The sequence below is a fragment of the Acidisoma sibiricum genome, from assembly GCF_057837225.1.
In genome coordinates this window covers 2,473,250-2,489,177 of record NZ_CM174445.1, presented here as the reverse complement: position 1 = coordinate 2,489,177, position 15,928 = coordinate 2,473,250, and the positions used below count along the sequence as shown (strand labels likewise).

Sequence of the window (15,928 nt, the reverse complement as noted above, 5' to 3'; positions counted from 1 at the left end):
ATTGCCTAGCCTGCCTCAGTCCCCCGCACCCATCTGCGCGGCTGCGGGCGAGGCCACCGGCGCAGGGCGCGGCTGCGGCAGTTCAGCCCGCGAGGCGATGAAACCGGGATGCGGGCCGCGGTGATGCGGGGTCACGAGATAGCGGCGCGCGACATCCAGGTAGCCGTCATAGACCAGACCGCCATTGGCCCGGACGATCTCAGTTCGATGCGCCCGGTAATAGGCCGGGATGCGATACCAGGGCATGCCCGGCGCATCATGATGCACGACATGAAGATTGTTGTGGAGAAACAACAGTCCGAGGATTGGCGCATTCTCGACGATCGCCGTCCGTTCGGATTGGGCCGGCGCCGCCCTGTGCTCGGCGAAGGCGCGTATCGAAGCGAGCATGCGGCCGGGAATGACGAAGCACAGCAGATAGGTCCAGAGCGGGAGGTGGCAGACGCCCATCACCCAGACCAGCACGACGGCGACGCCCAGCGCATGCGGCAGCCAGATGCGCAGCTCCGCCCGGTTGCCGCGCAGGCAGGCACCCAGATGCAGAAACAAGAAAATCGCCACGCTGCGCAAGGAGCCAAAAGTGATGCGGCCAAAAAACGTATTGCTGAAGCGCAGAAAGGCGCGCGCCAGCAGACCGAGGCGGCCGAAACGGTCCTCAGTGAGATAATAGGTTTCGGGATCTTCCAGCGGGTCGGTCAGATGCTCGTCCCGGTGATGGCGCAGATGGCTGAGACGGTAGATATGATACGGCAACCATAGCGTCAGCGGCGGAAAGCCGAGCGCATCATTGATGCGGCGCGAGCGCGTCGGGTGGCCATGGAGCAATTCATGCTGCAGCGACATGTGCCAGGCGATGATCCAGCTGCCGCCTAGAAGCAAAAGCGGCCAGGGAATGTTACGATGAAAAAAGGTCAGCGCCGCCCAGCCGCCATAGATCAAAAGGCACAGCACGACCGTCGGCCATTCGATGGTGGCGACAGGCGGTTGCGATGCGGGGAACCGGTTGGACATATTCCGATCCTGAGCGGTGAAACATTTAGGATCAATGACCAAACCACTTCGTGAGCGTAGATAATGCGCATCTTGCGTGACATTAGCCACGAATCCACCCTTTATGGTGCGTTTCCACACATTAGTTTATAAACTCCCACATGACCTTCACCTCCACTGACCGTGCCGAGCTTGTCCGCCTGTTCCGGGAAAGGCTGATGACCGTCATGACCCGGTCGGGGCTCAACCAAAGCGCCTTCGCGACACGCGTGGGAATCGACCGGTCCACTCTGTCGCAGCTGCTGTCACCGGCGAATGACCGCCTGCCGCGGCTGGAATCGGTCGCCAGCATCGCGCGGCTGGGTCAGGTCTCGCTCGACTGGCTGCTGGGCCTGCGCGATGTCGAAATCGCCGAACCCGGACTGCTGACGGATACGCTGAGCTTCGAGCGCGACGCGGTCTCTCCGGTCGATGAGCGCCTCGTGCGCTGGCTGGAGGAAGCCGCCGGCTACAAGATCCGCCATGTGCCGGTGAGCTTCCCGGACGTGCTGAAGACAGAGGCTGTGATCGCCTTTGAATACGAAAACTTCACCACCCTGTCGCCGCAGCGGCGGATGGAGATCACGCAGTCACGGCTCGACTATCTGCGCCGGCCGGAGACGGATATGGAAGCCGCGACCCCGGCCCATATGATGGAAAGCTTCGCCCGTGGCGGCGGGCGCTGGCAGGGATTGCCGGCCCCTGTGCGGCGGGCGCAGCTGGACCACCTGATCGACCTCTGCGACGAGCTTTACCCGCGCTTCCGGTGGTTTCTGTATGACGGGCGGGAGATGTATTCGGCGCCCATCACCATCTTCGGCCCGGCACGCGCCGCCATCTATATCGGCCAGTCCTTTCTGGTGATGCAGAGCCGCGACCATATCCGGTCCCTGATCGGCCATTTCGACCAGCTGCTGCGCGCCGCGAAAGTGGAGCCGCGCCAGATGCCGGACCATCTGCGCGGGTTGCGGCAGCTGTGCCGCTGACGGGATGAGCTATTCGGCCGCGAGCGCGTGCTGCTCCAGCGCGTCGATCAGCCGGCGGCGTAGCGCCTGGAAGCCAGCGCTGGTACGGTCACGCGGGAAGGCATAGTCCGGGTCATCGCCGGGGATGTCGATATCAAGCACGACCCGGCCGGGCGGTCCGCGCAGCACGATGACGCGGCGGGCGAGCGCCAGCGCCTCATCCATATCATGCGTGATCAACAGGATGGTGGCGCGGACATGCTGGGCGATATGCAGGATATGGTCCTGCATCTTCTCCCGCGTCAGCGGATCGAGCGCGCTCAGCGGCTCATCCAGCAGCAGCAGATCGGGGCGCGGTGCCAGAGCGCGCGCCAGCGCCACCCGCTGCGCCATGCCGCCCGACAATTGCTTCGGCAAATAGTCTGCGGCTGCGGAGAGGCCGACGAGTTCCATGGCCGCCGCGACCGCCGCGTCACGCTCGGCCTTCGGCGGGTGCGTCAGGCCGAAGGCGATATTGCGCCGGACGGTCAGCCAGGGCATCAGCCGCGGCTCCTGAAAGACATAGCCGACCTCGGCCGGGCGGATGGGGCGGCCGCCCAGCAGGGCCGTGCCGCGGGTCGGCGTTTCCAGCCCCGAGAGGCAGCGCAGGAAGGTGCTTTTGCCGCTGCCGCTGCGGCCGATGATGGCGGTGATCCCCTCACCTTCCAGCGTCAGCGATACCGGGCCGAGCACGGGGGCGGCCGTGCCGAAGGCCTTGGTGAGGCCGGAAATCTCCAGACGGTTGCTCATGCCCCGGTCTCTGGATGCAGGGTATCCTGCCAGGCTGTCAGACGGGCGGCGCCGCGCGCCAGCAGCCAGTCGGTCGACTTGCCCAGCACGGCGAAGGCGAGGATGGCGACGATGATCTGATCGGGCCGGCCGATCTCCTCGCCATTGGTGAGGATAAAGCCGAGGCCGTTATTCGCGCCCATCATTTCGGCCGAGGCGATGAACATCCAGCCGAGCCCGAGGCCGCCGCGAATGCCGGTGAGATAGAGCGGCAGGGCGGCGGGCAGCTGAATGCGCAGCATCTGCCGCAGCCAGCCATAGTCATGCACGCGGCCGACCTCGATCAGCTTGCGGTCGACGCCCGCGATCGCTGCCATGAGATTGAGATAGATCGGAAAGAACACCCCGACCGCGATGAGAATGACCTTTGACGTGTCATAGATGCCGAACCACAGGATGAACAGCGGCACCCAGGCCAGCGAGGGCACGCTGCGCAGCGCCTGCAGCATCGGGTCCAGCAGGCGGCGTGCGAACGGCATAGACCCGGTGAGCAGGCCAGCAACGGTGCCGGCCGCCGTGCCGATGACAAAGCCCAGGGCCAGGCGATAGACCGTGACGGCGATATCGGTCAGCAGCGTGCCATTCTGCAGCATCGACCAGAAGGTCCCCGCGACGGTGCCGGGTGACGGCAGAATGTCGGCATCCAGCCATTGGTGCTGGGCCGCGGATTGCCACAGCAACAAGAGCAGAGCCGGCACGATCAGACCGATCGCCCAGCCGAGACCGGGCAGCCGGAGCCGCGCGCGTGACCGCGCTTCAGCCCGGCCGGGCGCCTGAAGGGCGTCGGCCGAGACTGTCCGCTCAGCCATTGACGAGCTGATCCACAAAATGCCGGTTGTTCAGCGCGGCCACCGTCTGCTTGATATCGACATCCGGCTTGATGAAGCCGAATTTCTGGAAGATCGCGCCATCGGCGGCGATTTTGGCAGCCCCCGCATCGTCCAGCACCGGGTTGGCGAAGCTCTGGCGCGACAGTTCCAACTTGGCGACATCCGGCGTGAGGTTTGCTTCCTTGACCAGATTGGTCACCAGCAGATCCGGGTTGGCCAGCGCCTGCTTGCGCACGATCTCATAGGCCTGCAGCAGCTTGAGAATGACGTCGGGCTGTTTCGCCGCGTAATCCTCGCGCACCACCAGCACGTTCGGCGTGATGATGGCGGTGTTGCGGTAGAAAAGCCGGTCGCCGTTCTGCAGCTGCCCTTCCGCCATGAAGGGGTCGAGCCCCGCCCAGGCATCCACATCACCGCGATTCAGCGCGGCATGGCCCAGCGGGTGCTGCAGCGGCACGATGGTGATGTCGGAGGGTTTGAGCCCGGCCCCGGCCAGCGCCTGGAGCAGGAAGGCATAGGGTTCGGTCCCCGGTGTCACTGCGACCTTCTTGCCCTTGAGGTCAGCGACCGTCTGGATAGGAGATGCCTTTTTGGTGACCAGCGCCGTCGTCTCAGCCCGGTCATTGACATAGACGGTCTGCACCGGCGTGCCGTTGGCGCGCGCCAGCAGCGTGGCGGAGCCCGCGGCCGAGCCCAGCACGATGGCGCGGCCACGCAAAAACTCCAGCGCCTTGTTGCTGCCCTGGCTCAGCACGAAATTGACCTTGGTATCGGGCAGCACCTGCTTCAGCGCGTCGCTATTCTTCAGCAGCAGGCTGAGCGGGCTGTAATAGGCATAATCGATGGTGATCTGGTCCGGCAGCGCAGCCCGCGCCCGGCCGATGGCGAAGAGCGGCAGGGTGGTGGCGCCAAGGCCCGCGGCGAGAAGGGCACGACGATTTACACTAATCATTATCGTATTTCCAAATCAGAATGGGCTTATATCTCCGTACTTTGCGGCGTGAATCAATAGCCCGAACATTTGTGAGGGAATTTCTCTACACCACTCGTTTTAGGGAGAATATCAGCCCAAGGTCGTGAGTTGCCTAAACCGGCAGAGAATGGGCAAACGGGATCATCTGAACGGACCTGACAGAGGAAGTGCGCTTGTCCCGCCGCGCCTGGTTGCTTTCTGCCCTTGCCGTGATCGTTGTGCTGCCGGCCGCCGCCATCGGTCTCGCCCTCGCTTTGGCCGACCCGAATGACCTGAAACCCGCCATCGCGGCCGCCGTGCAGCGGGCGACGGGCCGAACCCTGACGCTGGACGGCCCCATCCGCGTCAGCCGCTCACTCTCCCCCTGGATCGAAGTGAGCCAGGTGCGGCTGAGCAATCTGCCCGGCGGATCGCGCGATTATATGGTGCGGGTGGACAAGATCCGGGCCCAGATTTCGCTGCTGGCGCTGCTGCGCCAGCGTATCGAGGTGACCCAGCTCGATCTCACCGGACCCAATATTCTGTTCGAGGAGGTGAAGGGGCAGCCGAACTGGCTCTTCCAATCGACGGCTGACACAGCGGCGACCAGCGCGCCCTCCGCCATCCCCAGCTGGTTTCACCCCCAGCTGCGCATCCGGCATCTCCATATCGTCAACGGCATGGTCACCACGCGGCTGCCAGCGCGCACCAATGTCATCGGCATCCGCACCCTCACGGTGACGCATCCGCACGATCGGGCACCGTTCGATCTGGTCTCCACCCTCGTCTATTCGGATTTCGCGCCGTTCGACCTGGCCCTGAAGGCGACGCCCACCGGTCAGGCCGCCGATCCCTGGCGTACCGAGATGCATTTCCGCGCTTTGGCGACGCGCGCCGATGCGACCGGCACCATGACGCTGGCCGGCGGCTATGACCTGTCCGTCACGGCGGCCGCACCCGCGCTCGAATCGCTCAACGCCCTGCTTCCGGCCATGCGCCTGCCGCCCCTGCATGATTTTTCGGTCGCAACGCATATCGCCAATGGACCGGTGCGCGGCGATCTGCCGGTGATCGGCCAGACCACAGTGCAGATCGGCAGCGCCGATCTCAGCAAGATCATCCCAGACCTCACGCTGGGCGCGGTCAGTGCGACGCTGGACAAGGCCGGGGGCACGGCACAGGTGAAAGGCCAAGGGCGCTACGCGGGCGTGCCTTTCACGCTGGCGTCCGCAGTCGGCGTGCCCGAGCATCTCGACGGACAGAACACGGTGCCGGTGACCATGGATGCGACCGCGCTGGCGACCGACCCGGCGCGGCTGCATCTGAACGGCCAAGTCTCCGCCGATACCACGACCTTCGCCGGCCTGCGCGCCCAGGTGGTGCTGGACACGCCCGAACTATCGCGCCTGCGGCCGCTTATCTCTCCCGCCCTGCCGGCGCTGACCAAGACGCATTTCACCGGCGCGGTGACCCTGCCGGCGGATCTCAAAACCCTTGGCCTGACCGGCGCCAAGCTGACGGCCTCAGCCGGAGACCTTGCCGGCAGTGCGAGCTTCGGCCTGGGTGGGGGCGTCGCCGTGACGGCGCAGCTGACCTCGACCCGTCTCGATCTCGACGCGCTGCTGAAGGCACTGGGGCTTGGCGTCTCCCCTGCCGCCCCCTCGGGCGTGGCCGGGCCGGTCTTCTCCGACAAGGCGTTGCCCTTCTGGCAAGCGCTGCGGGGACCAGCCATCGACGTCTCCGGCACGGTCGGCACGCTGACCTTCCAGGGCCAGTCCTGGCCCAAGGTCGGCCTGGCCGTGAAGCTGAAGAACGGACAACTGGCGCTTGACCGGATGCAGGCCGGCCTTCTCGGCGGCGCGGTTGAGGGATCATTCCTGGCGAACGCCTCCGTCAACCCGCCCAGTATGCGTCTGGTGCTGCGGGCGCCGGACCTGCCGGTGGCCCTGCTCATCCAGCGTTTCGGCGTGCCGGGCCCTGCGACCGGCACGCTGCGCGTGGATGCCGATCTCTCCGCGGCGGGGGCGAGCCCGCATGCGATCGCGGCCACGCTCAGCGGTCAACTCTCTGCCACGATGGGGGCCGGGAGCATCAGCAACCGGGCCTTGATCGCACTCGCCGACGCGTCGCTTAAAGCGCTGAACATTGCCGTGCCGACCCAGGGAGAGACACGCATCCGCTGCTTCGGCATCGTCAGCAAGATCTCAAAAGGTGTGGCACAGCTCAGCACGCTCGCGCTCAGCAGCACCTATCTGCAGATGGATGGCCAGGGCGAGGTCGATCTGGGGCGAGAGACACTGGCGCTCAAGCTCAATCCCCTCGCCCAGGTGTCCGGCTCCGCCGTCTCGGTGCCGGTTGTGGTGAACGGGCCGTTCCGCGACGCGAAGGGCCAGCTCGATGCCGGGGCGCTGCAAAAGGTGGGGATTCTGCTTGACGCGCTGTTCGGCGGCGACAAGCCCAAAACCTGCGCCGATAACGGGCTTGTGCCGGCCAAGGGTTGACGACGCGCCAAAGAAAAGGGGCCGCGATGGCGGCCCCTTTTCATCGTCCGTGCTGCGCGGAAACTCAGCTCATCCAGTTGCCGCCATCGACATTGAGCGTCTGGGCGACAATGTAATCCGCATCCTTGCTCGCCAGAAAGACCGCGGCGCCGGTCATATCTTCCGGGTAGCCCATGCGGCCATAAGGCACCGCCGCACCGACCTGGCGCTTCTTCTCACCCAGGGGCAGGTTTTCGTATTTGGCGAAAGCCGCATCGACCACGTCCCACATCGGCGTATCGACGACACCCGGCGCGATGGCGTTGACATTGATGCCGTATTTGATGAGGCCGAGGGCCGTGCTCTGCGTCAGGCTGATGACGGCGGCCTTTGACGCACAGTAAACGGCGACCAGTGCCTCTCCCCGTCGGCCGGCCTGGGAGGAGAAATTGATGATCTTGCCGCCCTCACCCTGGGCGACCATCTGGCGTGCCACCGCCTGCAGGGTGAAGAGCAGCCCTTCGACATTGACCGCGAACTGCTTGGCGTAGCTGTCGCGCGTCACTTCCAGCACCGGCGCCATCTCAAAAATGCCGGCGCCGTTGACCAGGATATCGATCCGACCGGCACGCGCGACGACGGAGGCGACCATGGCATCGATCGACGCCTGCTTCGTCACATCCAGCCCGACGCCGATGGCGCCATGCCCGATTTCCCCGGCGACCGTTTCCGCTTCCACCCCATTGATATCGGCCAGCACGACACGCGCGCCTTCGGCCGCGTAGCGTGTGGCGATCGCGCGGCCAATACCACGCGCCCCGCCTGTAATGACGGCAACCTTATTCTCAAGCCTCATTTAACCGCTCCAAATGTCAGTCCGCTGACCAACTGCTTCTGACTGATCCAGCCGAAGATGAGAATAGGCGCGATGGCGAGAACGGAGGCGGCGGAGAGTTTCGCCCAGAACAGACCCTGGGGCGCGGAGAAGCTGGCGATGAAGGCGGTGAGCGGTGCGGCGCTATGGGCGGTGAGATTGAGGCTCCAGAAAGCCTCGTTCCAGCAGAGGATGATGCCCAGCAGACCGGTGGAGGCAATGCCGGGCATGACCAGCGGCAGCAGCACATGGACGAGAACCTGGCGCAGATTAGCGCCGTCGATGCGGCTGGCCTCGATGATGTCCTTCGGCAGGTCGCGGAAGAAGGTATAGAGCATCCAGATCGCGATCGGCAGATTGCTCAGCATATTGATGATGATGAGCGCGGTCTTGCTGTCGAGCAGGCCGGCATCGCGGCAGAGAAGATAGATCGGCACCAGCACGCCGACGGCGGGCAGCATCTTGGTGGAGAGCATCCAGAGCAGCAGGCCGCGGGTGCGGTGCGTCGGGTAGAAGGCCATGGAGAAGGCCGCCGGCACGCCGATGATGAGCGACAGCACGGTCGCGCCTACCGAAATCGCGATGCTGTTCCAGGCGAATTGCAGATAATTCGCTTCCGAGAAGATATCCCGGTAGTTGACCAGCGTCGGCGAGAAGAAGATCAGCGGCGGCGTCTGCACCGCCTGCACTTCCGTCTTGAAGCTGGCCAGCACCATCCAGGCGATGGGGAAGAACATGAGCAGCGCCACGACCCAGGCGATGGTGCCTGCAACGGGGCTGCTTTTTTTCGCGACACCGTAACTCATACCTCAAGCCTCTTGGCGACGCTGCGCGTCAGGAACGCGGAGACGATATTGGCGAGAATGATGGCGATGACGCCGGCAGCCGAGGCGCCGCCGACATTGAAGGCCAGCAGGGCACGCTGATAGATCAGGAAGGTCAGGTTCGTGGTCGCATAGCCCGGACCGCCACCCGTGGTGACATAGATTTCCGCGAAGACGCTGAGCAGGAAGATCATCTCGATCATGATCGTGACCGAAATGGCGCGCGCCATATGCGGCAGCTGGATGCTGAAGAAGATGTCGATGGGCGTGGCGCCATCCAGCCGCGCCGCTTCGAGCTGTTCCTCATCCATCGACTGCAGGGCCGTGAACAGAATGAGGAAGGCGTAAGGCAGCCATTCCCAGCAGAGGATGGTCATCACCGAGCCGAGCGGAAAGACGCTGAACCAGGCGACCGGCTGCAGGCCGACCATGCGGAACATCGCCGCGAAGAGGCCGCTGACGGGATCGAGCAGCAGGTTCTTCCAGACCAGCGCCGAGACCGTGGGCATGACGAAAAACGGGGAGATCATGAGCACGCGGGCAATGCCCTGGCCGCGGAAGGGCTGGTTGAAGATAGCTGCCAGCACGGCGCCGAGGCAGACCGTGATGAGAATGACGCCGACGACGATGATGACCGAGACCACCAGCGAATGGAGCAGCGCCGGATCTTCAAACAGATATTTGAAGTTACGCAATCCCGCCCAGCCGTGGATCATCGGGTTGAGCAGATTGTAGCGGCGGAACGCAAAAAAGAGCGTCATGGCCAGGGGCACGATCATCCAGATCACCAGCAGGATGACGGACGGGGCGAGCAACGGCAGCGTATTGACGCCACCACCCGGACCCTTCTTTTTCTGGCGCGGGCTGGGTGAAGCCGATGCCCCTCCGCTCACAGTCGTAACACTCATGACGATCCTTTCCGGTCCCAAGGCGACTGCCCCTGCACCGTCCTGGAGACAGGTGCAGCGCAATCCGGGTCCGCCCGCGAGAGAGACGCGGCCCGGAACACAGAGTTCCGGGCCGCGTCGTCCTGGTTCAGCCGCAGATCACTGCGTGTAGCCCGCCTGATCCATGGTCGAGGCCACGGAGGACTGAGCCTGCTTGAGCGCGCTATCCTCGCTCTGCTGGCCGGTGAGAGCCGCGGCCACGAGCTGGCCGACCGTCGTGCCGATCGATTCGAATTCCGGGATCGAGACATACTGAATACCGGTATAGGGCACCGGGTTCAGGGTCGGGTGATCGAGATCCGCGGTTTCGATGGCGGTCTTGACGGCACCGGCGAAGGGTGCGGCCTTCAGATAGTCAGCATTGGCATAGGTGGAGAGGCGCGTGCCGGGGGGCAGCGTCGTCCAGCCTTCCTTTTCACCGACAAGGTCGATGTAATCCTTCGAGGTCGCCCAGGCGATGAAGTCCTTCGCGGTCGCTTCCTGCTTGGACGTCGCCGGCACGGCCAGAGCCCAGGCCCAGAACCAATGCGAGCCGTTCGGCGTCACATCGACCGGGGCCGCGGTGAAGGCGGTCTTGTCGTACACCTGGCTGCTGTTCTTGTCGTAGATCAGGCCAGCGCCCGAGGTCGCGTCGATCCACATGGCGCAATGGCCAGTGGAGAAGAGGGCCTGGTTTTCGTTGAAGCCGTTGGAGCTGGCGCCCGGCGGGCCGTAGTCACGCAGCAGATGGATGTAGAAGGCGAGCGCGTCATGCCAGGGCTTGGTGTCGAGCTGCGCCTTCCAGCTTTTGTCGAACCATTCGCCGCCATAGGTGTTCAGCAGCGTGTCGAAGAAGGCCATGTTCTCGCCCCAGCCGGGCTTGCCGCGAAGGCAGATGCCGTATTGCTGCTTCGACTTGTCGGTCAGCTTGGCGGCGTATTGATCGATCTGCGCATAGGTGGGGTGGTCAGGCATGGTGAACCCGGCCTGCTGGAACAGATCCTTGCGGTAATAGGTGAAGGAGCTTTCCGCATAGAACGGCAGGGCATAGAGCTTGCCACCCTGGCTGAGCGACTGCAGGACGGAGGGGAAGACGTCCTTGTAGTCATAACCGGTGATGCCATCGAGCGGCTTCAGCCAGCCCTGCTTGCCCCAGAGCGGCGCCTCGTAGGAGCCCAGCGTCACGATATCGAACTGACCGCCATGGGTCGCGATATCGGTCGTCACGCGCTGGCGCAGCACGTTTTCTTCCAGAACCACCCAGTTGATGTGGTTGCCGGTCTTCTGCTCCCAGGTCGAGGAGAGCTTCTGCATGGTGACCATCTGCGAGTTGTTGACGGTCGCGATGGTGATGGTCGCGGCCTGCGCGAAGCAGGTGCCGGATAGAAGTGCCACCGCGAAGGCGGCGATCGCTCTTAGACGCATGTTCCGTTCCCTATTGTTTTAGCCACTTGTGGACGACGCTCGTTGGATCGAGCGTATGCTCAGACCGCGGGCAGAACATCAAGACCTGACAGGACTGTCAAGTGTTCTTCCCGCGGCCCGCGTAAAGCGTCACCCTTCTGCCAGAAGGGCTTGCGCCGTTGCTTCGTCGGTCAGCAGCCCGTCGATCATCTTTCCCACCATGGCGGCCCTGATCGCCGCCACTTTCTGGGAACCGAAGGCCGCCCCGATGCGCAAGGCCTGCGTCGACAATGCATGCTCCCAGATTCCCACAACACGTTCGTTCACGGGGCCACCGAGGATCTTGCCCTGCGCATCGAAGGACCAGCCGCAAATCTCTCCGACGGCGCCATCTTCGATCAGAGCTGCGAGTTCCAGATCGGAGACGCATCCGTCATTGTGCAGCGCACATTTCCAATCGATGGAGCCGACGCCGACCAGCAGACAGCGCGCTTGCGGCAGAAGTTCCCGCATGGTCGCGTAGGGCTGTTGCTTCTGCAACACTTCCCGCTCCTCAACCGTCGCCGCGATCACGGGACAGGGCAGCGAGAAGCATTGCGCGCCGGAAAGCTCAGCCACACGCAAGACAGGGTCAAGCGCGATGGCACGGCCCATGGGCAGAATACTGCCGCAGAGCGAAAACACCTTATGCTGCGGCGCAGCAATGGGTGAAAGCTCATTCGCGATGGCGCGCAGCGCGCGGCCAGTGCCCAGACCCATCACGACGGGCGTGCGTTGCGACAGCCACTTTTCGATGAATTGCGCCCCGGCTATGGCAATGGAGCCAAGTGTCGCCGCGGGGTTTCCCATCGTCGGCACCACTTCGCAGAGAGAAAGTCCGTAGCGGCGGGCGAGCGCGTCACCCGCTTCCATGCAGGGACCGACTTCGTGATCGAAGCGGAATTTGATCAGTCTTTCGCTGAGGGCGAGGGAGATCAGACGCTGCGCGGCCTGCCGGGAAATATTGAGCTGGGCGGCGACCTCATCCTGCGTATGACGGCCGACATAGTAGAGCCAGGCTGCACGGGCCGCCTGTTCCAGCCGCAAGCCCTGACGGGATCGCGTATCCACCATTGATCTATCCGGCGACTGATCCGCCATGAACGCTCCACGGATGTCATCGCATCCTTCGGACGAAGTAATGCTCGGATTGCGGGCATTTGCCAAGGCCCTACCGGAGGATCAGGGCTGGTTTCTGCGGACAGGATGCGCGGAGGGCAGCCAGGGCCAGTCGCCGCGGGCCGGCCGGTCGGTGACGATGCGCGGACGGGCGCCCAGATAGACGGCGACCGCGCCCGCCCTTTGCACCAGGCTGCGGTCGACGAAGGGCGTCAGCGCGCAGGCGCCCTGTGGCGGGGCGTCCCAGTAATCCAGGCTGAAGATGAAGCCGACGTCGCTGCAATCGGCGGGCTGGGTATCCCCGCGCCAGAAGAGCGTGCGCGCGCGCGCGTTTTGGGCGAGGACGCAGCCCTGGCTGGCGCAGTCTATGCCCGGCGCGCCACCGTCCGGCCAAGGCCGCATCGGCCGGGCGCCGAAGAAGCGGCGCCAGTCCTGGAGCGTAAATGGGTCTTTGGCGGTCGAGACAAGATAGACCGCATGCGGCATGCGAAATGCGATGAGGCGGAAATCGGGCGCGACCAGAATGTCGGGCATCCGCGATAGCGCCGGGAGAAGGAACACCGCGAACAGCAAGGGCGGCACCGCGATCAGCCGCCCGCGGCTTTGCCACAGACAGAGCCAGACGAGGCTGAAGCCCGAAAGGAGCAGACCCCAGAGCGGCACCGGCGGCACGGCGATGGCGGCGGCGGGCAGTGAGGATGCGGTGCGCGCCACCCAGACCAAGGCAGCGCAGCCCCAGCCCATCGGCACCAGGCCGAGACAGGCCAGATGCAGCGGCATCAGGCAGTAGCTCAGCAGCCCGCAGGGCAGCACCCAGAAGGCCGTCAACGGCACGGCCAGCATATTCGCCGGGATGGAATAGGTCTCGATCTGGCCGAAATGATAAGCGGCGAAGGGCGCGGTCGCGATCGAGGCGAGGATGCTGGTGGTCATCACGAAGCCCAGATCCCGCACCAGGAAGCCGATAACGCCGGGACGGTGACGCAGGAAGCCGGGTGGCGCACGCTGCAGCTGCTCGTAGCCCGCGATCAGCACCAGCACGGCGGCAAAACTCATCTGGAAGCTGACGCCGCCGAGCGACTGCGGCTGCAGGAGGAGCAAGAGCGTCGCCGCGACGGCGAGGCCCCGCATGGAAATGGCCCGCCGGCCGGCGAGCAAGCCCAGCGTGACCAGCGCCGCCATGACGAAGCTGCGGATGATGGGCAGATGCATGCCGGTCATCGCCATGTAGAAGCCGCCCACCGCGATGGCCGCCAGGCCTGCGATCTGCTTGATCGGATAGCGCAGCGCGACCCAGGGCCAGTGCGCCAGGGCGAAGCGCAGGCTGACGAAGACGGTGGTCATGACGATGCCGATATGCAGGCCCGCGACCGCCAGGATATGGGACAGGCCGGCGGTGGAGAAGGCCTGGCGGTCGCTGAGCGGAATGGCCGAGTTGAGACCGGTGAGCAGCGTCGCGGCGACCCCGCCGGCGGTGCCGGGAACAGCCGCGATCACGCGCGCGGCTACGCCCTCACGCATACCTTGCCACCAGCCGGCCAGACCGCTGGGACGCACAGACTGGATGCGCCGGGCAATCTCCAGCGCGAAGCCCACCCCGCCCAGATTTTGAAAGAAGGCGTCCCGCCGCTGGTCCCAGCCGCCGGGGAAGCTGGGCGCATAGGGCGGATGCAGCAAAGCGCGGAGAGACAGCCGGTCACCCGGCTCGATCGGCTGCGTGTCTTTCGTGCGCAGCCGGATGCGCAGGCTGCGCCGCCAGGTCTCCGCCTCCGGTCCGAGCCTGACACCGGTCAGCAGCACGCGCCGCCCCTCGGGCAGCGGATCGACCGCCGCGACCAGACCGACGACCAGCACCGCGCGGCGGGGCAGATCGGGCATCGGCGGCATGGCATGGGTTTTAAGGCTGGCGGCGGCGAAGCCCAGCGCTGCCGCACAGAGGCAGAGGGCAGCCGGCCGGCCGAGGAAGCTACGCCAGAGCAGCGGCAGCGTTGCACTCGCCAAAAGCAGGAGAAGCGGGCCGACCCAGCCAGCCGGCATGCGGCTCGCAGAAAAGAATGAAAGATTGCCCAGCGCGATGAAGACCGGCAGCCAGGGCAAGAAGCGACCTTGTTCGGCCACTATCCAGTTTTCCACAAGCGCCGAAAGCGCCGGTCGCCATCGCGTCAGAAAGGGGGCCGTCAGGCGCGCGCGGACGTTTTCAGCCAAGGGCGAAATGCTTTAAGCAGCCGTCATGACCGACAAGCCCCTTATCCGCACGCGCTTCGCCCCCAGCCCCACGGGGCTGCTGCATATCGGCGGCGCCCGTACCGCCTTGTTCAATTTCCTGTTTGCCCGCCATCACGGCGGCGAATTCGTGCTGCGCATCGAAGATACCGATCGCGCCCGCTCGACCGCCGAGGCGACCCAGGTGATCCTGGACGGCCTCGCCTGGCTGGGCCTGACCTCCGACGCGCCGCCGGTCTATCAGTCGACGCGGGAGGCGCGGCACCGCGAGGTCGCGCTGCAGATGCTGGGCGAGGGCCGCGCCTATCGTTGCTATGCGACGAAGGCGGAGCTGGACCAGATGCGCGCCGACGCGACCGCCGCCGGCCGCCCGCCCCGCTATGACGGCCGCTGGCGCGACCGCGACCCGGCCGAAGCGCCGGAGGGCGCGCCCTTCGCCATCAGGCTCCGCGCCCCGCGCGAGGGCGTGACGGAGGTCGATGATCTGGTGCAGGGCACCGTCCGCGTCGGCAATGCCGAGCTGGACGACATGATCATCCTGCGCAGCGACGGCACGCCGACCTATCTGCATGCGGTGGTGGTGGACGACCATGACATGGGCATCACCCATGTGATCCGCGGCGATGACCATCTGACCAATACCTTCCGGCAGATCCAGGTCTATCGCGCCATGGGCTGGGAGACGCCGCGCTTCGCCCATATTCCGCTCATTCACGGCGCGGATGGCGCGAAACTTTCCAAGCGCCATGGTGCCGTCAGCGTGCTGGAATTCGAGCGCGAGGGCTTTCTGCCCGAGGCCCTCTGCAATTATCTGCTGCGTCTCGGGTGGGGCCATGGCGATGCCGAAATTCTCAGCCGCGAGGAGGCCATCGCGCTGTTCGACCTGGACGGCGTCGGCCGCGCCGCGAGCCGCATGGACTATGCCAAGCTTACCCATCTCAACGGTGTGTGGCTCCGCCAGGCCGATGACACGCGGCTGACGCAGGACGTGGTGCGGCGCCTGTCCGAGAATGGCGACCTGACGCTGGATGACACGGCCCGCGCCCGCATTCTGACCCTGATGCCAGCCCTCAAAGAACGCGCGAAAACGCTGGTGGAACTGGCCCAGGCCGCGGCCTTCCTGGCCCGCCCCCTGCCCTTGCCCTTCGAGCCCAAGGCCGAAGCGCATCTGACGCTGGACGCGCGGCAGATGCTGTCGGAACTGGCGCCACTGCTGGCCGAAAGCGATTTCACGGCCGCCGGTGTGGACGCGGCGCTGCGCGCTTTCGCCGAAGCCGCAGGCAAAAAGCTCGGCCAGGTGGCGCAGCCGCTGCGCGCCGCCCTGACGGGCTCGACCACCAGCCCGCCGATCGACGCGACGCTCGCGGCCCTGGGCCGCACCGAGGCGCTGGCGCGCATCGCGGCCGTCAGCGAGGGCTGAGCGAGACAGACCGAA

The 15,928-nt window shown here is 65.2% G+C and carries 13 protein-coding genes; 3 read left to right on the top strand and 10 right to left on the bottom strand.

Translation table 11 applies throughout. From position 1 onward, the window contains the following. Positions 1–15: 15 nt before the first annotated feature. Positions 16–1,011: a fatty acid desaturase gene (locus AC3G7M_RS11780; RefSeq protein WP_489212161.1), complete on the bottom strand. Its 996-nt coding sequence runs from the start codon at positions 1,009–1,011 to the stop codon at positions 16–18. 140 nt (positions 1,012–1,151) lie between these two features. Between AC3G7M_RS11780 and AC3G7M_RS11775 the strand changes: the two genes are divergently transcribed. Continuing rightward, positions 1,152–2,015 (top strand): helix-turn-helix domain-containing protein, encoded by an 864-nt coding sequence (locus tag AC3G7M_RS11775; protein WP_489212159.1) that lies wholly within the window; start codon positions 1,152–1,154, stop codon positions 2,013–2,015. 9 nt (positions 2,016–2,024) lie between these two features. On the opposite strand, the gene AC3G7M_RS11770 is transcribed toward AC3G7M_RS11775, so the two are convergent. The 3 genes from AC3G7M_RS11770 to AC3G7M_RS11760 are packed head-to-tail and all read right to left on the bottom strand — an operon-like array spanning position 2,025 to position 4,604. After that, a complete protein-coding gene (locus tag AC3G7M_RS11770) occupies positions 2,025–2,783 on the bottom strand; it encodes an ABC transporter ATP-binding protein (protein WP_489212157.1) in 759 nt (252 codons plus the stop codon). Then, positions 2,780–3,631, bottom strand: a complete 852-nt coding sequence (locus AC3G7M_RS11765) for an ABC transporter permease (RefSeq protein WP_489212156.1) — start codon at positions 3,629–3,631, stop codon at positions 2,780–2,782. The genes AC3G7M_RS11770 and AC3G7M_RS11765 overlap by 4 nt, the downstream gene beginning before the upstream one ends. After that, a complete protein-coding gene (locus tag AC3G7M_RS11760) occupies positions 3,624–4,604 on the bottom strand; it encodes an aliphatic sulfonate ABC transporter substrate-binding protein (protein ID WP_489212154.1) in 981 nt (326 codons plus the stop codon). The genes AC3G7M_RS11765 and AC3G7M_RS11760 overlap by 8 nt, the downstream gene beginning before the upstream one ends. Positions 4,605–4,798: 194 nt before the next feature. Here AC3G7M_RS11760 and AC3G7M_RS11755 point away from each other — a divergent pair, with 194 nt between their 5' ends. After that, positions 4,799–7,105 carry an AsmA family protein gene (locus AC3G7M_RS11755; RefSeq protein WP_489212152.1) on the top strand — a complete coding sequence of 769 codons (2,307 nt, stop codon included), beginning with the start codon at positions 4,799–4,801 and terminating at the stop codon, positions 7,103–7,105. 64 nt (positions 7,106–7,169) lie between these two features. Here the strand turns inward: AC3G7M_RS11755 and AC3G7M_RS11750 are convergent, their stop codons facing one another. The 6 genes from AC3G7M_RS11750 to AC3G7M_RS11725 all read right to left on the bottom strand — a co-directional run bounded on the left by AC3G7M_RS11750 (position 7,170) and on the right by AC3G7M_RS11725 (position 14,475). Beyond that, entirely contained in the window at positions 7,170–7,940 is a 771-nt protein-coding gene (locus tag AC3G7M_RS11750) for an L-iditol 2-dehydrogenase (protein WP_489212150.1), read from the bottom strand. Further along, the gene (locus AC3G7M_RS11745) at positions 7,937–8,764 is read right to left on the bottom strand and encodes a carbohydrate ABC transporter permease (protein ID WP_489212148.1); all 828 of its coding nucleotides are present in this window, start codon (positions 8,762–8,764) and stop codon (positions 7,937–7,939) included. The genes AC3G7M_RS11750 and AC3G7M_RS11745 overlap by 4 nt, the downstream gene beginning before the upstream one ends. Further along, complete coding sequence (locus AC3G7M_RS11740) at positions 8,761–9,690, bottom strand: carbohydrate ABC transporter permease (RefSeq protein ID WP_489212146.1); 930 nt, start codon at positions 9,688–9,690, stop codon at positions 8,761–8,763. The genes AC3G7M_RS11745 and AC3G7M_RS11740 overlap by 4 nt, the downstream gene beginning before the upstream one ends. A 138-nt stretch (positions 9,691–9,828) precedes the next feature. Further along, complete coding sequence (locus tag AC3G7M_RS11735) at positions 9,829–11,133, bottom strand: ABC transporter substrate-binding protein (protein WP_489212144.1); 1,305 nt, start codon at positions 11,131–11,133, stop codon at positions 9,829–9,831. A gap of 129 nt (positions 11,134–11,262) precedes the next feature. Continuing rightward, complete coding sequence (locus AC3G7M_RS11730; protein ID WP_489212142.1) at positions 11,263–12,225, bottom strand: sugar-binding transcriptional regulator; 963 nt, start codon at positions 12,223–12,225, stop codon at positions 11,263–11,265. A gap of 108 nt (positions 12,226–12,333) precedes the next feature. Further along, entirely contained in the window at positions 12,334–14,475 is a 2,142-nt protein-coding gene (locus tag AC3G7M_RS11725) for a ComEC/Rec2 family competence protein (RefSeq protein ID WP_489212140.1), read from the bottom strand. A gap of 25 nt (positions 14,476–14,500) precedes the next feature. Here AC3G7M_RS11725 and gltX point away from each other — a divergent pair, with 25 nt between their 5' ends. Continuing rightward, positions 14,501–15,913 carry a glutamate--tRNA ligase gene (gene gltX, locus AC3G7M_RS11720; protein WP_489212138.1) on the top strand — a complete coding sequence of 471 codons (1,413 nt, stop codon included), beginning with the start codon at positions 14,501–14,503 and terminating at the stop codon, positions 15,911–15,913. Positions 15,914–15,928: the final 15 nt, after the last annotated feature.